Source organism: Jiangella alba (assembly GCF_900106035.1).
Classification (GTDB): Bacteria; Actinomycetota; Actinomycetes; order Jiangellales; family Jiangellaceae; genus Jiangella; species Jiangella alba.
On sequence record NZ_FNUC01000003.1, the window covers coordinates 2,557,314 to 2,577,327 of the forward strand.

17 protein-coding genes are annotated in these 20,014 nt (G+C 74.2%); 8 read left to right on the top strand and 9 right to left on the bottom strand.

Annotated elements, in window-relative coordinates; genetic code table 11:
- Positions 1-31 precede the first annotated feature (31 nt).
- From BLV02_RS14255 to BLV02_RS14270, 4 genes are all read left to right on the top strand, one after another.
- Positions 32-709, top strand: coding sequence for a GOLPH3/VPS74 family protein (locus tag BLV02_RS14255; protein WP_069113344.1), 678 nt, complete (start codon positions 32-34; stop codon positions 707-709).
- Positions 710-727: 18 nt separating this feature from the next.
- The gene (locus tag BLV02_RS14260) at positions 728-1,834 is read left to right on the top strand and encodes a M24 family metallopeptidase (RefSeq protein ID WP_083288975.1); all 1,107 of its coding nucleotides are present in this window, start codon (positions 728-730) and stop codon (positions 1,832-1,834) included.
- Positions 1,835-1,910: 76 nt separating this feature from the next.
- Positions 1,911-2,213, top strand: a complete 303-nt coding sequence (locus BLV02_RS14265; protein ID WP_069113342.1) for a hypothetical protein — start codon at positions 1,911-1,913, stop codon at positions 2,211-2,213.
- Positions 2,210-3,820, top strand: a complete 1,611-nt coding sequence (locus tag BLV02_RS14270) for an amidase (RefSeq protein ID WP_069113341.1) — start codon at positions 2,210-2,212, stop codon at positions 3,818-3,820. Before BLV02_RS14265 ends, BLV02_RS14270 begins: the two co-directional genes overlap by 4 nt.
- Before the next feature lie 162 nt (positions 3,821-3,982).
- Here BLV02_RS14270 and BLV02_RS14275 read toward each other — a convergent pair whose 3' ends face one another.
- The 3 genes from BLV02_RS14275 to BLV02_RS14285 all read right to left on the bottom strand — a co-directional run bounded on the left by BLV02_RS14275 (position 3,983) and on the right by BLV02_RS14285 (position 7,463).
- Positions 3,983-5,335 (bottom strand): FAD-binding oxidoreductase, encoded by a 1,353-nt coding sequence (locus BLV02_RS14275; RefSeq protein WP_069113340.1) that lies wholly within the window; start codon positions 5,333-5,335, stop codon positions 3,983-3,985.
- A gap of 103 nt (positions 5,336-5,438) precedes the next feature.
- Positions 5,439-6,383, bottom strand: a complete 945-nt coding sequence (locus BLV02_RS14280) for a DUF1214 domain-containing protein (protein ID WP_069113339.1) — start codon at positions 6,381-6,383, stop codon at positions 5,439-5,441.
- Between the two features lie 36 nt (positions 6,384-6,419).
- Entirely contained in the window at positions 6,420-7,463 is a 1,044-nt protein-coding gene (locus BLV02_RS14285) for an aminotransferase class V-fold PLP-dependent enzyme (RefSeq protein ID WP_069113338.1), read from the bottom strand.
- A 62-nt stretch (positions 7,464-7,525) separates the two neighbouring features.
- Here BLV02_RS14285 and BLV02_RS14290 point away from each other — a divergent pair, with 62 nt between their 5' ends.
- Positions 7,526-7,966, top strand: coding sequence for an Lrp/AsnC family transcriptional regulator (locus tag BLV02_RS14290; protein ID WP_069113337.1), 441 nt, complete (start codon positions 7,526-7,528; stop codon positions 7,964-7,966).
- Between the two features lie 235 nt (positions 7,967-8,201).
- Here BLV02_RS14290 and BLV02_RS14295 read toward each other — a convergent pair whose 3' ends face one another.
- The 5 genes from BLV02_RS14295 to BLV02_RS14315 all read right to left on the bottom strand — a co-directional run bounded on the left by BLV02_RS14295 (position 8,202) and on the right by BLV02_RS14315 (position 15,132).
- Positions 8,202-9,377: an acyl-CoA dehydrogenase family protein gene (locus BLV02_RS14295; RefSeq protein WP_069113336.1), complete on the bottom strand. Its 1,176-nt coding sequence runs from the start codon at positions 9,375-9,377 to the stop codon at positions 8,202-8,204.
- Position 9,378: 1 nt separating this feature from the next.
- On the bottom strand, positions 9,379-11,526 hold the full coding sequence (locus BLV02_RS14300) for a thiamine pyrophosphate-dependent enzyme (RefSeq protein WP_069113335.1): 2,148 nt from the start codon (positions 11,524-11,526) through the stop codon (positions 9,379-9,381).
- On the bottom strand, positions 11,523-13,073 hold the full coding sequence (locus tag BLV02_RS14305; protein WP_069113334.1) for an aldehyde dehydrogenase family protein: 1,551 nt from the start codon (positions 13,071-13,073) through the stop codon (positions 11,523-11,525). The genes BLV02_RS14300 and BLV02_RS14305 overlap by 4 nt, the downstream gene beginning before the upstream one ends.
- A gap of 23 nt (positions 13,074-13,096) precedes the next feature.
- Complete coding sequence (lat, locus tag BLV02_RS14310; RefSeq protein ID WP_069113333.1) at positions 13,097-14,440, bottom strand: L-lysine 6-transaminase; 1,344 nt, start codon at positions 14,438-14,440, stop codon at positions 13,097-13,099.
- A gap of 89 nt (positions 14,441-14,529) precedes the next feature.
- Entirely contained in the window at positions 14,530-15,132 is a 603-nt protein-coding gene (locus tag BLV02_RS14315; protein WP_069113332.1) for a GNAT family N-acetyltransferase, read from the bottom strand.
- 46 nt (positions 15,133-15,178) lie between these two features.
- On the opposite strand from BLV02_RS14315, the gene BLV02_RS14320 reads away from it, so the two are divergent.
- Positions 15,179-15,739 (top strand): helix-turn-helix domain-containing protein, encoded by a 561-nt coding sequence (locus tag BLV02_RS14320; protein WP_069113331.1) that lies wholly within the window; start codon positions 15,179-15,181, stop codon positions 15,737-15,739.
- Positions 15,740-16,218: 479 nt separating this feature from the next.
- Here BLV02_RS14320 and BLV02_RS14325 read toward each other — a convergent pair whose 3' ends face one another.
- The gene (locus BLV02_RS14325) at positions 16,219-17,397 is read right to left on the bottom strand and encodes a winged helix DNA-binding domain-containing protein (RefSeq protein ID WP_069113330.1); all 1,179 of its coding nucleotides are present in this window, start codon (positions 17,395-17,397) and stop codon (positions 16,219-16,221) included.
- Positions 17,398-17,437: 40 nt separating this feature from the next.
- On the opposite strand from BLV02_RS14325, the gene BLV02_RS14330 reads away from it, so the two are divergent.
- Positions 17,438-19,054: an amidohydrolase gene (locus BLV02_RS14330; protein WP_069113329.1), complete on the top strand. Its 1,617-nt coding sequence runs from the start codon at positions 17,438-17,440 to the stop codon at positions 19,052-19,054.
- An 80-nt stretch (positions 19,055-19,134) separates the two neighbouring features.
- Positions 19,135-20,013: an FAD binding domain-containing protein gene (locus tag BLV02_RS14335; RefSeq protein ID WP_069113328.1), complete on the top strand. Its 879-nt coding sequence runs from the start codon at positions 19,135-19,137 to the stop codon at positions 20,011-20,013.
- Position 20,014 lies beyond the last annotated feature (1 nt).

The following is a 20,014-nucleotide window of genomic DNA, read 5'->3' on the forward strand; positions in this document are numbered from 1 at the left end:
CCCTAATGGCGCGGCGGCTAGAGTCGAAGACGTGTTGATCGCCGAGGACCTCCTGCTGCTCGCCTACGACGACGAAACGGGCAAGTCGGTCATCGACGGCACCCGCCTGGAGTACGGGCTGGCCGGCGCGCTGCTGCTGGAGCTGTCCGTCCTGGGCAAGGTGTCCGTCGCCGGGCCGGGCGAGGCGGTGAAGCGCGACCGGCTGGTGGTCCGCGACACCACGCCTGCCGGCGACGACGTCCTCGACCACGCACTGGCCGAGCTGGCCGACGACGAGGGCAAGAAGCCGAAGAACGTCATCGGCTCGCTGCGCAAGGGCCTGCGCGACCGCCTGCTGAACCGCCTCGCCGGGCGCGGGCTGCTGCGGCAGGAGTCCGGCACGGTGCTGGGCATCTTCCCGACGACGCGCTGGCCGGCTGCCGACGCGTCGCACGAGGCCGCCGTCCGGCAGCGGCTGCAGGACGTGCTGGTCACCGGCCTGGCGCCGGACCCGCGCACGGCGGCGCTGGTGTCGCTGCTGCTCGCCGTCGACGGCCTGCGCAAAGTGGTGCCGTCGGAGGACCGCCGCGCGGTGAAGCGGCGGGCGCAGGAGATCGCCGATGGCGACTGGGCCGCCGACGCCGTCAAGAAGGCGGTCCAGGAGGTGCAGGCCGCGGTCACCGGCGCCATCCTCGCCGCGACCGCGGCCGGTGCGGCCGGCAGCAGCTGACCGCCTAGAGTGCGTCGGGTGACCGCCGATCTCGACGACCGCCTCGTCCGTGCCCGCGCCGCCGCTGCCGCCGCCGGGCTCGACGCCCTGCTGATCACGCCCGGCGCCGGGCTGCGCTACCTCACCGGCTACGACGCCAAGCCGCTCGAACGGCTCACCTGCCTGGTGCTGCCGGTCGAGGAGACGGCGACGCTGCTGGTGCCCGCGCTGGAGCGGCCGGCCGCGCTGGCGTCCGGCGCCGGCTCGCTCGCGCTGGACGTCCACGCCTGGCAGGAGACCGACGACGCCGTCGCGCTGGCCGCCGGGCTGCTGCCGGGTGCGCGCCGGGTCGGGCTGGACGACCACATGTGGGCCGAGAAGGCGCTGCGGTTCCGCGCCGCCATGCCCGCCGCCGAGCAGGTCGCCGCCGGCCCCGTGCTGTCCTCGCTGCGGTCGCGCAAGTCCGCGGACGAGGTCGGCCTGCTGCGCGAGGCGGCCGCCGCCATCGACCGCGTCCACGGCCGCATGGGCGAATGGCTGCGGGCCGGGCGCACCGAGGCCGAGGTCGGCCGCGACATCGCCGCCGCGATCCTCGCCGAGGGCCACGTGTCCGCCGACTTCGTCATCGTCGCCTCCGGGCCCAACGGCGCCAGCCCGCACCACGAGACCAGCGACCGCGTCATCGCCGACGGCGACCCCGTCGTCGTCGACATCGGCGGCACGACGGCGGCCGGGTACTGCTCCGACTCCACCCGCACCTACGCCGTCGGCCGTCCCTCGGACGAGTTCCGCACGGCGTACGACGCGCTGCTGGCGGCGCAGGAGGCCGCCGTGGCGCACGTCCGGCCCGGCGTCACCGCCGAGTCGGTCGACGCGGCGGCGCGCGACGTGCTGGTGGCGGCCGGGCTGGGGGAGTACTTCATCCACCGCACCGGCCACGGCATCGGGCTGGAGACGCACGAGGACCCGTACATCGTCGCCGGCAACACCACGCCGCTGGAGCCGGGCATGGCGTTCTCCGTCGAGCCGGGGTTCTACCTGGCCGGGCGCTACGGCGCGCGCATCGAGGACATCGTCGTCACCACCGACGACGGCGTCGAGGCATTGAACCGGCGGCCGCGAGCCCTCATGATCATGGATACGTGACCTTGCGGACATAACGCCGACATCGCCGCGCGCGAGCGTGGTCCGCGGACCCGTCCCGACCACCTCGAGGAGCGACATGGCGCCCACCCCACCGTCCGACGCCGAGCTCGACGTGATGATCCGTGCCCGGCTCGCCGCCGTCGGCATCGACCTGGACCAGCTGCCGCCCGGCGCCGAACCCGATCCGGAGACCGGGGCGCCCGGCCAGGCCGCCGTCCTGGCGTCGCTGCGCTCGTTCGCGCGGAGGTCACTGGCCGAGATCAGCGCCTGGGTGCCGCCGGCGCCGTCCGGCACCCCCGCCGAGCAGGCCGTCGAGCTGTCGCAGCAGGCGGCGCCGATGCTGTACCCGTCCATCGCCACCGCCTGGCGGGACGCATGACCGCCCCGCAGGACGTCCACGTCGACCGCCGCTCGTTCGTCGCCCGCATGGCCGTGCTGTCGGCCGGCGCGGCCGTCGCCGGCACCGTCGGGCTGCCGCGGGTGGCCTACGGCGGGCCCGCCACGGCGACGGGCCGCACCGGGCCGCACCCCGACGCGTACACGCCGCCGCGCCCGGAGGCCCTCGCCGACCCGGCCGAGCTGACCGTCGCCGAGGCGGCCTACCTGCTGCGGGCCGGGACGCTGCGGCCGGAGACGCTGCTGGAGGCGTACCTCGGCCGCATCGCCGCGTTCGATGGCACGTATCAGGCGTTCAACCTGGTGCTGGGGGAGCAGGCGGCCGCCGCGGTGCGGGCGCTGCGGCGCGGTCACTACCACGGCCCGCTGCACGGCATTCCGCTGGCGATCAAGGACAACTACTACACGTCCGGCGTGCCGACGACCGCGAACTCGTTCGTCTTCGCCGACTTCGTCCCGCCGTTCGACGCGACCGCCGTCGCCCGGCTGCGGTCGGCCGGCGGGATCGTGCTCGGCAAGACCCAGATGGGCCCGCTGGCGACCACCCGGGCGACCACGCCGGCCGGTGTCGTGACGACGGTGAACGCCTGGACCCCGGACGACCCGTCGACCAACCCGGGCGGCTCCTCGACGGGGACGGCGACCGCCGTGGCGGCGCGGCTGGCGACGTCGGGCATCGGCACGCAGACCGGCGGCTCGATCACGGCGCCGTCGAACGCCCAGAACCTCACCGGCCTCAAGCCGACCATGGGCCGGGCGTCGCTGTACGGGATCGTGCCGCTGACGTACTCGCGCGACCACCCGGGCCCGCTGGCCCGCGACGCGAAGGACGCGGCGATCATGCTGGCCGCGATGGCCGGCCCGGACGCCGCCGACCCTCGCACGCAGGGGTTGCCGCCGGTGCCGGACCTCGTCGCCGCGGCCACGCCGGTGTACCGCGGGAAGCGGCTGAGGCTGCGCTGGCCGACCCGCATCGGCGTCGTCCCCGGCTACACGTCCGGGTCGAGCCCGACGGCGGCGGCGCGGCGGGAGTTCCTCTCGACCCTGGCCGGCGTCGAGGGCGTCTCCGTGGTGGACGTGACGTTGCCGGACGAATGGGACCTGCTGACCGGCCGCTTCAACGACGTCCGGCTGCCGGAGCGGTCCGAGCCGTTCGTGCCGTACCTGCGCCAGGACCTGCGGCTGTTCGGGGTGTCGCTGACCAGCTGGCTGCAGGGCGCGCTGATGGGCGCCGACGAGTACGTGACCGGCCAGCGGGCCAAACTGGTGCTGCTGACGCGGGTGCTCGACTCGCTGTTCGCCCAGTGCGACGTCGTGGTGCAGACGTCGCCGGTGCCGTTCGACATCGTCGGGCTGCCGGAGCTGGCGCTGCCGATCGGGTTCTCCGGCGGACTGCCGATCGGTGCCATTCTCGGCGGCCTCCCGTACGCCGAGGACCGCCTGCTCGCCGTGGCCGCCGCCTACCAGGCCCTGACCGACTGGCACTGGCGGCGCCCGGCCGATCCGGTGGGCGCGGCCACCGCCCGCGGCCCGGCCGCTGCCGCTCGTCCCCGGCTGACGGCTGATGAGGTGGCCGAGCAGTCGCAGTGAGGACCGGCCGGCGGGGCCGGCGCGCGTCGTGCACGAGCGCAGCGCCCGGCCCGGCCCGGCTCGGCTGGCACGTCGGCCTCTGTTCGGCGCGGGGGTGACCTCAGCGCCAACTGTTGGCGTTGGTGTCACCCCCGCCGCACCACAGCTGCCCGGCTCGGCCGCTCAGCCGGCCGGCGCGATGTTGTGCGTGAACCGGAAGACGTTCTCCGGGTCCCAGGTGCGCTTGACCTCCTGCAGCCGCTGCCAGGCGCCGTCGGAGAAGGCGGACCGGACGACCTCGGGCGTCGAGCCGGCGTGGAGGAAGTTCAGCGCGCCGACGGGGCGCGTGTGCGCCGCCAGCGCGCCGAACCCGTCGTCGAGGCGCTGCTGGACGGCGGCGCGCTGCTCCGGCGTGGCGGCCAGCGCGTTGGCCGCCGCGATGTAGGGGGTGTCGCGGTGGGAGAGCGGGCCGTCCTGCTCCTTCGCCGCGGCACCGCCGAGGTGACGGATGTCGACGCCCGGGACCGGCGAGCCCGGCGCCACCAGCTCGAGCAGCCCGTCGATGGCGGCGTCGGTGAGCTCTGCCACGCCGGTGCTGCGCCCGGCGGTGGGCATGGGGTCGGTGGGCTCGCTGCCGGACAGCGCCGCCTCGAGGTACGTCTGCGTGCGGAACCCGCCCATGAGCGGCTCGCCGAGCGCCGCCCGCAGCGGCTCGAGCGCCGACCCGTCGTCGCCGGCGATGGTGGCCCGGAGGGCGGCGACGTGCTGGCCGCGCAGCGGTTCGGGCACCGCCGGGATGGGCGGGAACGTCATGACCATGACGGCGGAGGTGACGTCGTCGGAGACCTGGCCGGTCCAGTCGGCCCACGCCCGCAGCACCTCGGCGGCCCGCGCGCCCGGGTAGAGCAGCGAGCCGTTGTGCACCGCCGGCACGTCGTAGAGCTGCACCTCGAGCGACGTGACGACGCCGAAGTTGCCGCCGCCGCCCTTGAGCGCCCAGAGCAGGTCGGGGTTCTCGTCGTGGCTCGCCCGCACCAGCGCGCCGTCGGCGGTGACGACGTCGGCGCCGACCACGCTGTCGGCGGCGAAGCCGAACCGGCGCATGAGCAGGCCGATGCCGCCGCCCAGGGTGTAGCCGACGGCGCCGACGGTGGGCGCGGTGCCGGACAGCCCGGCCAGCTGGTGCGGCGCGGCCACCTCGAGGACGCCCCGCCAGCGGGCGCCGGCGTCGATGCGGGCCACCTTGCGCCCGGCGTCGACGTCGACCCCGGTGAGCCGGGTGACGTTGAGCACCACGCCGTCGTCGTTGGGCCGCACCGCGCCGTGGCCGGAGGACTGCACCGAGAACGACACGCCGTTCTCGCGCGCCAGCCGGACCGCGGCCTGCACGTCGGCGGCGGTCTCGGCCACCACGACGACCGCGGGACGCTGGTCGATGGCCAGGTTCCACGGCTGCCGCACGTCGTCGTAGCCGTCGTCGCCGGGCGCGTAGGCGCGGCCGGTGAGGGTCGAGCGGAAACCGTCGAGGTCGATCATGTGACTCTCCATCCAGGTGCGTGATCTCGGTGCCCGCGACCAGTCTGCCGGTCGGGTCCGACAAGGGGACGGATGGAACGGCGCAAGTGTGACAGCCGGGCGTTCACCCGCTCGTGACCACCGGGAACGTCCAGCTGCCGTCGAGGACCTCGGCGCGCGGGCGATAGAGACGGACGACGTAGTTCCAGCCGTCCACGAGCGGCAGCCGGTTCGGCCGGCCCGGGTCGCCGCCGAAGTGGACGGTGACCGATCCGTCCGCGTCGCGCCGGGCCGTGCGGTCGTTGACGCTCACCACCGGGCCGCTGTCGCGCGGGAAGTAGCCGTCGGCGCCGTAGAGGGAGATCGACCAGAAGCCGTCGACCGGGACGTCGGCGACCGTCAGGCGGTAGGCGCCCGACGCCGGCAGGCCGGGGTCCACGTTGAGGTACATCGCCTCACGGTCGGGCAGGCCGCCCCAGCCGGCCGCCGCACCGATGAGGTGCCGGACGGGGTCGACCTCGCCACGCGCCCCGAAGGATCGGTCGAAGCTGGGGACGCCGCGGGCCAGCGCCAGCAGGGCGTCGCGGGTCGCGGTGAACGACGCCTCGTCGTAGCCGGGCGGGACGAACGGCTCGGCGGACCCCGCGTCGAGGCGCACCCGGTCCTGCAGCGCGTTGACCTCGGCCACGTCGGCGGGATCGGTGGAATCCACGAGGGCACGGACCGCCACCACCACGTGTCTCGTGCCGAAGCGGTCCTGGTCGAGCCGGTGCTCACCGGCGCCGTGGAACACGTCGTCGACGTAGCCGTCCTGGTTGATCGGCATCGCCGACAGGTAGCGGCCGCCAGCGTCGGGCAGGGTCAGCGTGGCGCCGGCGCCGATGTCGGCCAGCACGGCGCTGTACAACGTGTCGCGGTTCTGCCTGATCACCGGCTGGTGGTCCAGCGGCGTGGGTGTCCGGTTGTGCGCCCAGGCGTTCACACCGCCGCTGTCGCGCAGGATCGCCGTGAACATGCGTTCGGTCTCGGCGCGGACGAAGTTGTCGACGTTGACCACCGTCTGGTCCATGGCGCCGACCGTACGGAAGCCCGGCGGCGGCCGGCCTCACCCCCGCCGGGTGAGCGCGGCGACCGCGGCATCGACGTCGGCCTCCGACGAGTACAGGTGGAACGACACCCGCAGCCGCCCGTCGCGCACCGCCGCCCGCACCCCGGCCGCCTCCAGCCGCCGCGCGGCATCGGGCACGTCGACCGACACGATCGCGGAGTCGCCCGTCGGCAGTCCCAGCCCGGCCCGGAACCGGTTCGCCAGCCCGACGTTCCAGTCGTGGACCGCCTCGATGGTCACCGCCTCCAGCAGCTCCAGCGCCGGCGCCGCGCCGACCCACGAGAACCACGCCGGCGACAGGTCCAGCCGCCGCGCGTCGGACGCCAGCCGCAGCGGCGGCCCGTAGTACGACCCGTGCGGATCGTCGCCCGCCCACCATCCCGCCTGCGACGGCACCACCCGCGACCGCAACTGCGCCGTCGTCACCAGGAACGCCGTACCCCGAGGCGAGAGCTGCCACTTGTAGCCACCGGCCACGAGAGCGTCGAATCGACCCGCGTCGATGGGCAGCCACCCCACCGCCTGGGTCGCGTCGGCGACGGTGACGGCGCCGGCCGACCGCGCCGCCGCCAGCACGCCGTCGACGTCCGCGATCACGCCGGTCGCCGACTGCACGACGCTGAACGCCACCACGTCGACGTCGGGCGTCACCGCCGCGGCCAGGCGCGCAGCCGGCGCCGTCCGCACCTCGACGCCGCGATGCGCCTGCGCCAGCCAGGGGAACAGCAGCGACGTGAAGTCCTCCTCGGGCGCCAGCACGACCGTGCCGTCGGGCACCGACGCCGCCAGCAGACCGACCAGCTGCGACACCTGCGCGCCCGTCGTGACGTCGGCCTCGGCCACCCCGACCAGCCGCGCGAACGCCGCCCGCGCCCGCCCCGTCGACTCGCCCCAGCCCTCCCACGACACCCGCCCGTGCCGCCACTCGTCCAGCGCCGACTGCAGCGCATCCCACGCCGTGGACGGTGGCAGCCCGTAGCTCGCGGTGTTCAGCCAGCCAGGCTCGGGGTCGAAGAGGGCACGCGCCGCGGCAAGGTCCATGCCGACATCGTGCCAGCGTGGCGCGGAAGCAGTACGGTCCGGGCGGCCAGTAGAGTGCACACGTGGAGGACATCGACAGGAAGATCGTGGCGTTGCTGATGCGGGACGGCCGGATGAGCTACACCGATCTCGGCAAGTCCACCGGCCTGTCCACGTCGGCCGTGCACCAGCGGGTCCGCCGGCTCGAGGAGCGCGGTGTCATCCGCGGCTACTCCGCGGTCGTCGACCACGAGGCGGTCGGGCTGCCGCTGACGGCGTTCATCTCCATCAAGCCGATCGATCCCAGCCAGCCCGACGACTCGCCCGACCGGCTGGCCGGCGTGCCCGAGATCGAGGCCTGCTACTCCGTCGCCGGCGACGAGAACTACATCCTCAAGGTGCGGGTCGGCCGGCCCGCCGACCTCGAGGACCTGCTGGCCCGCATCCGCTCGTCGGCCAACGTGTCGACCCGCACCACCATCGTGCTGTCGACGGCCTACGAGAACCGGCCGATGACGGCCTGACGGGCACAAGAAAGTGGGCCGGATGCCGCGCGAGCCCAGCACGGCATTCCGGCCCTTTGCCCCCCTTACCGCCGGACATCGCCCGGCGGCCGATACGTTTCGAGAGTAGCCCCGAACGGCCCGGTCCGCATCCCGAAAGCGGGCGTCCTGCCTGGTCAGAGCTGCTGATTGTGACAATGCGTGACGCCGCACGATTCGCCGTCACGGTGCGTGATAAAGCGTGACCGGCATCACATCAGCTGAATGCGCTCTGGCCCGTCAACGCCTGACCGATGACGAGCTGGTGCACCTCGCTGGTGCCCTCGTACGTCAGCACCGACTCCAGATTGTTGGCGTGCCGCAGGACCGGGTATTCCAGCGTGATGCCGTTGGCGCCGAGAATGGTGCGGCACTCGCGGGCGATCGCCAGCGCCTCCCGCACGTTGTTCAGCTTGCCGAGGCTGACCTGTTCCGGCCGCAGCACGCCGTCGTCCTTCAGCCGGCCGAGGTGCAGCGCGAGCAGGTAGCCCTTCTGCAGTTCCAGCGCCATGTCGGCGAGCTTGGCCTGGGTGAGCTGGAACGCGGCGAGCGGGCGGTCGAACACCTCACGGGTCTGCGCGTACGAGATGGCCGCGGCCAGGCAGTCGCGGGCCGCGCCGAGCGCGCCGAACACGATGCCGAACCGGGCCTCGTTCAGGCACGACAGCGGCCCGCGCAGGCTCGACACCTCCGGCAGGACGGCGTCGGCCGGCAGCCGGACGCCCTCGAGCACGAGCTCGCTGGTCACCGACGCGCGCAGCGACAGCTTCTTGCCGATCTTCGGGGCCGAGAACCCGGGCGTGCCCGCCGGGACGAGGAAGCCGCGCACCTTGTCGTCGTCGGTGCAGCGGGCCCAGGCGACGGCGACGTCGGCGACGGAGCCGTTGGTGATCCACATCTTGGTGCCGTCGAGCACCCAGTCGTCGCCGTCGCGGCGGGCGCGCGTGCGCATGCCGGCCGGGTTCGAGCCGAAGTCGGGCTCCGTCAGGCCGAAACAGCCGATCAGCGAGCCCTCGGCCATGCCCGGCAGCCACTGCTGCTTCTGCTCCTCGGACCCGAACTTCCAGATCGCGAACATCGCCAGCGACCCCTGCACCGACACCAGCGACCGGACGCCGGAGTCGCCGGCCTCCAGCTCCATGCAGGCGAGGCCGTACGAGACGGCGTTCGTGCCGGCGCAGCCGTACCCGGTGAGGTGCATGCCGAGCAGCCCGAGCTTCCCGGCCTCCAGCGCCAGCTCGCGGACGGCGCTCTCGGAGAGCCCCGACTCGTACCAGTCCGCGATCGACGGGCGGACGCGGTCGTCGACGAAGTGGGCGACGGCGTCGCGCAGGTCGCGCTCCTCCTCGCTGAGCAGGTGGTCGACGCTCAGCAGCTCCAGGGGCGAGGTCATGTCACTCCTTCTCGGCCAGCTCGACGGCGGCCGTCTCGATGTGCTGCTCTCCGAGCAGCACGTGGCTCGCGGCGCTGCCCAGCGGCACGAAGCTGTCGTGGCTGGCGACGCGGGCGATGCGGCCGTCGTACCCGGACTCCACCAGCGCCGTGACGACCCCCTCGCCGACGCCGCCGGAGTGCCGGGTCTCGTCGGCCACCAGCACCTTGCCGGTGAGGTTGGCCTCGCGGACGATGTCCTCGACCGGCAGCGGCGCCAGCCAGCGCAGGTCCAGCACCTGGGCGCTGATCTTCCGGTCGGCGAGGCGGCGGGCCACCCGCAGGCTCATCGGCACGCCGTTGCCGAACGTGACGATGGTGAGGTCGGCCCCGGCGCCGTGCACGCGGGCCCGGCCGATCGGCACGTGCTCGCCCGCGTCGGCCGCGAGCCAGCCGCCGTCGCCGTCGGAGTGCAGGTCACGGGTGTGGTAGAGCGCGATGGGCTCGAGGAACGCCGACACCGTCCCGTCGACGGCGGCCGCGGCCAGGCAGGTGCGCAGCATGGCCGCCGCGTCGTCGCCGCGGGACGGGCAGGCGACCACCAGGCCGGGGATGTCGCGCAGCACCGCCACGCCGTTGTCGTTGTGGAAGTGCCCGCCGAAGCCGCGCTGGTAGGCGAGCCCGGCGATGCGGACGACCAGCGGGTTGCGGTACTGCCCGGTGGAGAAGAACGCCAGGGATGCCGCCTCGCCGCGCAGCTGGTCCTCGGCGTTGTGCAGGTAGGCGAGGTACTGGATCTCCGGGACGGGGACCAGCCCGGCCAGCCCGGCGCCCAGCCCGAGGCCGAGGATCGACTGCTCGTCCAGCAGCGTGTCGAACACCCGGGCGCGGCCGTGCTTGCGGGCCAGGCCGCGGGTGACGCCGTACACGCCGCCCTTGCGCCCGACGTCCTCGCCGAACACGACGACGCGGCGGTCGCGCTCGAGGGCGGCCGACAGCGTGGCGTTGATCGACTCGGCCAGCGTGGCCGGCTGCTTCGCGCGGGCCTCGTCGTACAGGTCGGTGGCGGCCCGGGCGACGGCGTCGGGCGTGCGCGGGGCGAGCGGCGCGACGATCTCCGTCGCCGACCCGAGCGTGCGGGCGCCGTTCAGCTCGTCGGCGACGACGTCGACCTCGGCGCGCAGCTCGCGGTACCGGGCGATCAGCTCGGCGGGTGTCGCGGCGCCGGACGCGACCAGCGCGCGGGCGGTGCCGAGGATCGGGTCGCGGGCGTGGTCGGCGGCGATCTCGGCCGGCGTGCGGTAGCCGATCTCGGCGTCGCTGCCGGCGTGCCCGAGGTAGCGGACGGTGCGCAGGTGCAGGAACGCGGGCCGGCGCTGCTCGCGGACGTAGCCGGCCGCCCGCCGGGCCGCCGTCAGCGCCGTCCTGGTGTCGGCGCCGTCGGCCTGGACGTAGGTGAGGCCGGGCCGCGAGCCGTAGGACGTCTCGATCCAGCCGGCCGGGGTCGGGACCGAGATGCCGATGCCGTTGTCCTCGCAGACGAACAGGATCGGCACCGGCAGCCCGCCGTACGCCGTGTTCAGGGCGGTGTTGACGGCGCCGACGGCGGTCGAGTGGTTCGCCGACGCGTCGCCGAACGAGCAGACCACGACCGCGTCGTCGGCCCAGGACGTGGGCACGCCGAGCCGGTGCGCCCGGTGCAGCGCGACCGCCAGCCCGACGGCGCGCGGCAGGTGCGAGGCGATGGTCGAGGTCTGCGGGACGATCGACAGCGCGGCGTGGCCGAACACCTTGTGCCGGCCGCCGGCGATCGGCTCGTCGGCGGCGCCCATGAGGCTCTGCAGCACGTCGCGGACCGGCGTGCTGCCCGGCACCTGGGCCGCCCGGGCGGCGTAGAAGCCGCCCGAGCGGTAGTGCAGCAGCGCCGGGTCGCTGGGCCGCAGCGCCGTCGCGACCACGGCGTTCGACTCGTGACCGGCCGACCCGATGGTGTAGAAGCCGCGCCCGGCCGCCCGCAGCTCCCGCGCGACGACGTCCAGGTGCCGGCTGGTCACCTGGGCGTCGAAGACGCCGCGCAGGACGCCGTCGTCCTCGTCGCTCGACGGCGCCGCCGCGGGCAGCGCCTCGATCGCCGTGAACAGCGCCTGCTCGAGCGCGGCCGGGGTGCTCACGACTCGTCGAGCCGGAAGCCGAGGTCGGCGTCGAGGTCGGCGACGTCCATCTGCGCCTTCTGCAGCCGCCCGGAGTAGTCCCAGTTCACCGACTGCCAGCGGGTGAACTGGTCGAGCACCCAGATGCCGGACTGCCGCGACCCGTTGCCCGACTTGCCGTTGCCGCCGAACGGCAGGTGCGCCTCGGCGCCGGACGTGGAGTTGTTGATGCTCACCATGCCGGCGGAGATGCCGCGCCGGTACGCGAACGCGTCGGCCGGGTCGGTCGTGTAGATGCTGCTGGACAGGCCGTAGCCGGGCGCGTTGGCGAGGTCGATGGCCTCGTCGAGCGTGCTGTACGACGTGACGCCGACGATGGGGCCGAACGTCTCCTGGTCGAACAGCTCGTCGCCGGGGCTGACGCCGTCGACCACCACCGGGTGGTAGAACAGGCCCTTCGCGGGGTCGCCGACGAAGCCGTGGCGCGGGTTGGCGGCGGTGATGCGGCCGGTGCGCCCGAGCACGGTGTGCTGCGGCTGGACCCAGCCGAGGAACTTCTCGTACCGCTCGGCGAACTTCGCGTCGAGCAGCGGGCCCATGAGGACGTCCTGGCTTGGGTCGCCGACGGCGGCCGCGTCGACCGCGGCGGTGAAACGGCGCAGGAACTCGTCGTGCAGCGACTCGTGCACGATGACCGTCCCCAGCGACGTGCAGCGCTGGCCGGCGGTGCCGAAGCCGCTGAACAGCGCTCCCTCGACGGCGAGGTCGAGGTCGGCGCTCGGCGCGACGACCAGCGGGTTCTTGCCGCCCAGCTCGAGACAGGCGGTCTGCAGGTGCCGGCCCGTGAGCGCACCGATCTCGCGGCCCACCTCGGACGAGCCGGTGAAGCCGACCTTGTCGATGTAGCCCAGCTCCAGCGACTCCTGCAGCCCCGCGTACGTCTCGGCGCCGTCGGCGTGCACCAGGTTGAACACGCCGTCGGGCAGCCCGCCGCCCTTGACGAACAGGTCGTGGAAGGCGTTCGAGACGACCGCGGAGTACTCGGCCGGCTTCCACACGATGGTGTTGCCGGTGAGCAGCGCCGGGACGATGTACCAGGACGGCACCGCGACCGGGAAGTTGCCGGCGGTGATGACGGCGACCGTGCCGACCGGGTTGCGGAAGGTGAACAGCTGCTTGTCGGGCATCTCGCTGGGGACCGTCTGGCCGTACAGGCGGCGGCCCTCGCCGAGGAAGAAGTCGCAGGTGTCGACGATCTCGCGGACCTCGCCGAGCGCCTCGGCGTACGGCTTGCCGATCTCGCGGGTGACCAGCCGGGCGAGGCTCTCGGCGTTCTCCTCGACAACGCGGCCGATGTGGGCGATGGCCCGGCCGCGGACCGGCGCCGGGACGTCGGCCCAGGCCCGCTGGGCGTTGCGGGCGACGGAGGCGGCGGCGGTGAAGATGCGCCCCGGTGCGAGGCTCACCTCACCGACGACGTCGTCGAGGTCCGCGGGGTTGAGGCTGGCGACGGTGCGGTCGCCGGGAACGGCCTGGCCGTCGACGACCGAGGTGACAGTGCGGGACATCGGTGGTTCTGCTCCTCGGGTGTTCAGCTGACGCGGACGGACTGACGGGCGACGACGCGGCCGAACGCCGCGACGGCGAGGTCGATCTCATCATCGGTCACCGACAGGGCGGGACGGAAGCGGATCGCCCGCTCGCCGCACGGCAGCGCGAGCACCTGCTCGTTCTCCCGCAGGTCCGCGACGACCGCATTGCGCGTGTCGACGTCGGGCAGGTCGGCGGCGACCATGAGGCCGCGGCCGCGTACGTTGCCGACGGCGCCCGTCTCGGCCGCGACGGCGCGCAGGCCGGCGACGAACCGCTCGCCCTTCGGGCCGGCCGCCTCGATCAGGCCGTCCTGCTCCATCAGCTCCAGCAGCCGGCGCGACCGGACCATGTCGGCCAGCCCACCGCCCCATGTCGAGTTGATGCGGCCCGACACCACGAACACGTTGTCGGCGACCTCGTCCACGCGACCGCCGGCCATGATGCCGCCGACCTGCACCTTCTTCGAGAACGCGACGATGTCGGGCTGCAGGCCGAGCTGCTGGTAGGCCCACGCCGTGCCCGTCGTGCCGGTGCCCGTCTGCACCTCGTCGACGATGAACAGCGCGTCGTGCTCGTGCACCAGCGCCTGCATGGCCTGCAGGAACTCAGGGCGCATGTGGTTGTCGCCGCCCTCGCCCTGGATCGGCTCGCAGATGAAAGCGGCGATGTCGTGCGGGTGGTCCGCGAAGGCGCGCCGGGCCTGGGCCAGGGCGTGCTGCTCGGCGGCCTCGACCTCCGCCAGGTGCTCCTCGAGCGGGAACGTGATGGCCGGGACGTCGATGCGCGGCCAGTCGAACTGCGGGAACCGGGCGGTCTTGTTCGGCTCGGTGTTCGTCAGCGACATGGTGTAGCCGCTGCGGCCGTGGAAGGCCTTCGTCAGGTGCATGATCTTCGTGCCCAGCGCGGCGTCGCGGCCGTTGGCCTCGTTGTGCCGGCTCTTCCAGTCGAACGCGACCTTGAGTGCGTTCTCGACGGCGAGCGCGCCGCCCTCGACGAAGAACAGGTGCGGCAGCCGCGAGTCGCCGAGGACGCGCGCGAACGTCTCGGTGAACTCGGCTAGGTGCACCGAGTAGACGTCGGAGTTGGCCGGCTTGTTCGCCGCCACGCGCGCCAGCAGCTCCATGAACGCCGGATCGTCGACGAGCCCGGGCGGGTTGCAGCCCAGCGGCGCGGACGCGAAGAACGTGTACATGTCGAGGTAGCGCTTGCCGTCGCGCGCGTCGACCAGCCAACTGCCCTGACTGGCGTCGGTGTCGAGGACGAGCTTGAAGCCGTCCGTGAGCAGGTGCCTGCCCAGAACCGCGTGGACCTCGCCGGCGGTGATGGTGAGCTGTTCGGCCACGATCGGTGAACCTCCTCGAACCCGGGTACGGTGACAGAAGACGTCCCTCGTGAGGCTCGCCTTGACGTAATTCTTGCGTTGATTTGCTGTCAGGGCAAGAAGACATCCCGCTCAAGGAGGACGGTGTCGAGCCAGCGGCCGTGCTTGTGCCCCACGGCGGTCAGGCGGCCGGCCACGGCGAAGCCCAGCGCCCGGTGCAGGGCGAGCGACGGGTTCGGGCTCGGGCTCGCGTCCTCGTCGACGACGACGGCGACCAGTCGGCGCACCCCGGCCGTCGCGCAGGCCTCCACGAGCGCCGTCAGCAACGCCCGGCCGAGGCTGCGTCCCGTGTGCGCGGGGGAGAGGTAGACGGTGTTCTCGGCGGTGTGCCGGTAGGCGGGCTTGGGCCGCCACGGTGCGGCGTAGGCATAGCCGGCGACGGTGCTGCCGGTGTGGGCGCCGCTGCGGGTGTCCATGGTGCCGCCTGCGTCCGCGGTGCCGCCTGCGTCCGCGGGGCCGGCGGTCTCCGCGGTGCCGGCGACGTCGGCCACGAGGAACGGCAGGCCGCGGTCGTGGAGGTCGGCGAGCTTGTCCGCCCAGTCGGCGGCCGTGGGCGGCGTCTCCTCGAACGTGACGACGCTGGTGCGCACGTAGTGGGCGAAGATCGCCGCGACGGCGGGCAGGTCGGCGGCGCGGGCGGGCCGGATGGTCACCTCGGGAGATTCGCTATAGAGAACCACACCTCATTATAGTGAACGCATGGATCTCGTCGCGCTCGGCCGCCGCATCACCGACGCCCGGCTGCAGCGGTCGTGGCCGATGAGCGCGCTGGCCGAGCGGGCCGGCGTGAGCGCCAGCATGCTGTGGTCGGTCGAGCACGGCCGCAAGGCGCCGACCGTCGTGGTGCTGGACCGGATCGCCCGGGCGCTCGGCACGCCGATGTCCTCGCTGCTCGACCCCGACGACGTCCCGCGGGTGATCGTCCGCCGCGCCGCCGACCACGACGTCGCCGTCGCCCCGGAGGGCTGGCGGCGCACCATCCTGACGCCGGTCGTGCCCGGGGTGAACTTCGAGTGGGTGCGGACCGAACTGCCGCCCGGTTCCGCGCCCGGCGAGTACCCGGCGTACGCGGCGGGGTCGCACGAGTACGTGGTCGTCGAGTCGGGCCGCCTCCACCTCACCCTCGGCGACGACGAGCACGACCTCGCCGCCGGCGACTCGATCTACTTCGCCGCCGACGTGTCGCACACGTACGCCAACCCGTGGGACGAGCCGTGCGCGTACCACGTCGCCGCGCTGATCATGCGACCTCGCCGCTGACCGGCGCCGCCCAGGAGGATCCCAGGGGGAGAAGCGGAGCGGGAGATGGAGCGGGAAGTGGAGGGTGAGCGCTCAGCCGACGACCGACCAGCGCTCGGCCGACGCGGGCTCGACCGGCCGACGGGCGCACGACCAACGCCCGCGCACGACCGGCCGGTGACCGACCGACGCTCGACCGACCAGCGCACGGCCGACCAGCGCACGACCGACGCGGGCTCGACCGGCGCGCGACCGGCCGACGGGCGCACGACCAACGCCCGCGCACGACCGGCCGGTGACCGACCGACGTTCGCGCGACCGACGTTCGAGCGACCGACGTTCGAGCGACCGATGCTGGGCCGACGGGCGCTGGGCCGGCCAGCGCACGGCCGACGTCTGGCCGCACCTGGCCTACCGGTCCGAGTCGCCGCTGGTGACCTTGCCGGTAACCCGCCGCCCGCAGGGGAGCGGCGGCGATAGCTCTGGAAGCACGTGCGTCTTCATTCGACGGGCATCACCCGCACTTTCGCAGCCGCAGCCGGAACGGCAGCCGCAGCCGCAGCCGGAACGGCGGCCGCCGACGCGGTGCCGGACGCGGCCTCCGCGGGGGCGGCGGACCCGTCCGACAGAGCGAACGCCAGCAGCTGCCGCCCCTCCGCCTCGACCTCGGCCGTCTCGGCGGCGGTGAGCGGCCGGTACGGCGTGACCGCGAGCACCTCGTCCTCGATGCGCCACCAGCCGGCGACCTCGCCGTCGACGAGGAGGGCGTGCGGCACCACGCCGTTGCGGCGGTTCATGCGCTTGCGGGAGACGTCGTCGATGATGCGGGTGCGGTCGGCGTGGGAGCGGAGCACGTTGTCGAAGTCGGGCAGGAACCGGACCGGCGCCGGGGTGTCGGCGGGCGGGCGGGGCGCGTCGGGGAGGTCGAACAGCTCGCGGCCGGAATCGTCGCGGAACACCCGCAGCGACGGGCGCAGCGGCTCGACGACCTCGCGGAGCCGGGTCAGCCCGCACCACGTCTGCACGTCTGCGACCGACGCCGGGCCGAAGGAGCCGAGGTAGCGGAGCACGAACCCGGCCGGCGACGGGGCGGGGTCGAGCGGCCGGCCGAGCCAGCGCTCGATGGTCGTCAGCCGGGTCTGGCCGCTCTGCCCCCACACCGCACGGGGCGGCACCTGCACCAGCGTCAGCAGGCCGCGGGCCGCGTGGGCGAGGTGCGTGGCGTCGACGGACGGCCAGGACGGGGCGAGCAGGGCGCCGAGCTCGGCCATGGTGCGCGGCTCGGCGTCGACGAGGGTCCGGGCGGCCGCGGCGACGGGCGCGAGGTCGACGCCGGTGAGGGCGCGGGCGTGCAGGGAGTTGGTGCGCAGGTCGGCGTCGTAGAGCGGCTGTACCCACGGCCGCAGCGCGAGGGCGTCGGACGCGGAGAGCAGGTGGATGGTGCCGCGCTGCGCCGCGATGCGCACCACCGACCGGTCGAGCAGCAGGCCGGCGAGCGCGGACGGCCGGAACCCGCGCAGCCGCGACCACAGCTGGTAGTACGGCGAGAACGGCTGCTGCGCCTGCAGGCCGCCGAGGTGCTCGACGACCGAGAGCACGGGACGGTCGGCGCGGGCGAGCAGCAGCTGCCGGGCCAGGGTGGCGCGGCCCAGCTGGCGGCGGGTCAGGACGTCGGACATGGGCCTAGCCTCTCGCGACCCACCGACAAGGTCGCGCCGGGTGGCAGGGAGAATCGGCGGGGTGACGACGACGCTCTACCGCAACGGCCGCATCCACAGCCCCGCCGACCCGTTCGCCACCGCGATGCTGGTGGTGGACGACACCGTCGCCTGGGTGGGCGCCGAGGGCGCCGCGCGCACGCACGTCGACGCGGCCGACGAGGTCGTCGACCTGGAGGACGCGCTGGTGGCGCCCGCGTTCGTCGACGCGCACGTGCACCTGACGGAGACCGGCCTGGCCCGCGACGGGCTCGACCTGACCGGCACGGCCGGCCGGGCGGCCCTCCTCGACCTGGTGGCCCAGCGGGCGAAGGAGCGCCCGGGCGAGGCGATCCTCGGCTTCGGCTGGGAGGAGGACGGCTGGCCCGACGGCGGCGCGCCCACCCCCGACGAGCTCGACCGCGCCGCGGGCAACGCCCCCGTGTACCTCGCCCGCCGCGACGTCCACACCGCCGCCGTCTCCGGCACGCTGCTTGCGGCCGACCGCTCCATCGCCCGCGCCGACGGCTACGACGACGGCCTGGTCCGCCGCGACGCCCACCACCGGGCCCGCCAGGCCGCCCGGTCCGCCGTCCCGGCGGGGCGCATGGCCGAGCTGCGCGAGCAGGCGCTGCGCCACGCCGCATCGCTGGGCATCGGCGCCGTCCACGAGATCGGCGCGCCGCACATCGGCGACCCCGCCGACTTCACCGCCGTCCTCGCGCTCGGCGCCACGCCCGGCCTGCCGGACGTCATCGGCTACTGGGGGGCGACGGCGGTCGGCGAGGCGCAGGCGCTCGGCGCGGCGGGCGCGGCCGGCGACCTCAATCTGGACGGCTCCATCGGCTCGCGCAGCGCCCGGCTCTCCGCGCCCTACGCCGACGCGCCGGACGAGCGCGGCCGGGCCTACCTCGACCTGCGGACCGCCACGGAGCACGTCGTCGCCTGCACCCGGGCCGGCATCCAGGCCGGTTTCCACTGCATCGGCGACGAAGCGGTCCGGACCGCCGTCGAGGCCATCGCGGCTGCCGCGCAGGTGTGCGGCCTGGCCGCCGTCGTCGGGTCGCGGCACCGGCTGGAGCACGTCGAGATGATCGACGACCTGCTGATCGCCGAGCTGGCCCGCCTCGGCGTCGCCGCGAGCGTGCAGCCCGCCTTCGACGCGCTCTGGGGCGGCCCGGACGGCCTGTACGTCGAGCGGCTCGGCCCGGCCCGCGGCGTCGCGCTGAACCCGTTCGCCGCCATGGCCCGGGCCGGCGTCCTGCTCGCGTTCGGCTCCGACTCGCCGGTGACGCCGCTGGCCGGCTGGGAGACGGTGCGCGCGGCGTCGCAGCACCGGACGCCGTCGCAGCGCATCAGCGCCCGCGCGGCGTTCTCGGCCGCGACGAGGGGCGGCTGGCGGGCCGCGCGGGTCGAGGACGCCGGTGTGCTGGCGCCGGGCATGCTCGCGTCGTTCGCCGTCTGGGAGGTCCCGTACGAGCTGGTCGTCCAGGCGCCGGACGAGCGGGTGGCGGCGTGGTCGACGGACCCGCGGGCCGGCGTGCCGGGGCTGCCCGACCTCTCGCCGGACGTGCCGCTGCCGCGCTGCCTGCGCACGGTCGTCCGCGGCCGCACGGCGTACGCGGACCCGGGGACTTAAGCGATCGATTAGGTCACCGTTGACATCCCCGCCGTCCGGGCGTGTGCTGATCCCATCAGCACTGGACGAGGGGGTCCGGCATGCAGGTACCCGCGCCTTTCGAGTACGAGCGAGCCACCAGCGTCGATCACGCCATCGGGTTGCTGGAGCGCCTGGGCAGCAGCGCCCGCCTGGTGGCCGGCGGCCACAGCCTGCTGCCGATGATGAAGCTGCGCCTGGCCAACTTCGAGTACCTCATCGACATCAACGACCTGCACGACGAGCTCGGCTACGTCGAGGTGGGGCCCGACGAGATCCGCATCGGGGCGCTCACCCGGCACCGTGAGCTGCTCGAGTCCGACGAGCTGGCCGGCGCCTTCCCGATCTTCCGCGACGCCGAGAAGGTCATCGCCGACCCGGTCGTGCGGAACTGGGGGACGCTCGGCGGGTCGCTGTGCCAGGCCGACCCGTCCGAGGACCTGTCCGCGGTGTGCACGACGCTCGACGCCCGCTGCGTCATCCGCGGCCGCGACGGCGAGCGGGTCGTCTCGATGACGGAGTTCCACCGCGGCCCGTACGAGACCGCCGTCGGCGACGACGAGATCCTCACCGAGATCCGGTTCCCCGTGCGCGAGCGCGGCGGCAGCGCGTTCGAGAAGGTCGAGCGGCGGGCCGGCGACTGGGCGGTCGTCTCCGCCGGCGCCGCGGTCTGGCTCGACGCGGACGGCCGCATCGCCGACGCCCGGGTCGGGCTGGCCGCCGTCGGCCCGAACACGACGGGCCTGCCGGAGATCTCAGCGGCGCTCACCGGCAGCGAACCCTCGGAGGAGCTGTACGACGAGGCCGGCCAGCTCGCCGCCCAGGGCTGCCGCCCGGCCACCGACATGCGCGGCAGCGAGGCGTACAAGCGCCACCTCGCCGGTGAGCTGACGAAACGGGCGCTGCGCCGGTCGGTCGAGCGCGCGCGGGAGAGGGGCTGAC

Excerpts from the sequence above, each read along its gene's own strand:
- BLV02_RS14265 (WP_069113342.1), top strand. The coding sequence starts at position 1,911 with ATGGCGCCCACCCCACCGTCCGACGCCGAGCTCGACGTGATGATCCGT.
- BLV02_RS14270 (WP_069113341.1), top strand. The coding sequence starts at position 2,210 with ATGACCGCCCCGCAGGACGTCCACGTCGACCGCCGCTCGTTCGTCGCC.
- BLV02_RS14275 (WP_069113340.1), bottom strand. The coding sequence starts at position 5,335 with ATGATCGACCTCGACGGTTTCCGCTCGACCCTCACCGGCCGCGCCTAC.
- BLV02_RS14280 (WP_069113339.1), bottom strand. The coding sequence starts at position 6,383 with ATGGACCAGACGGTGGTCAACGTCGACAACTTCGTCCGCGCCGAGACC.
- BLV02_RS14285 (WP_069113338.1), bottom strand. The coding sequence starts at position 7,463 with ATGGACCTTGCCGCGGCGCGTGCCCTCTTCGACCCCGAGCCTGGCTGG.
- BLV02_RS14295 (WP_069113336.1), bottom strand. The coding sequence starts at position 9,377 with ATGACCTCGCCCCTGGAGCTGCTGAGCGTCGACCACCTGCTCAGCGAG.
- BLV02_RS14305 (WP_069113334.1), bottom strand. The coding sequence starts at position 13,073 with ATGTCCCGCACTGTCACCTCGGTCGTCGACGGCCAGGCCGTTCCCGGC.
- BLV02_RS14320 (WP_069113331.1), top strand. The coding sequence starts at position 15,179 with ATGGATCTCGTCGCGCTCGGCCGCCGCATCACCGACGCCCGGCTGCAG.
- BLV02_RS14325 (WP_069113330.1), bottom strand. The coding sequence starts at position 17,397 with ATGTCCGACGTCCTGACCCGCCGCCAGCTGGGCCGCGCCACCCTGGCC.
- BLV02_RS14335 (WP_069113328.1), top strand. The coding sequence starts at position 19,135 with ATGCAGGTACCCGCGCCTTTCGAGTACGAGCGAGCCACCAGCGTCGAT.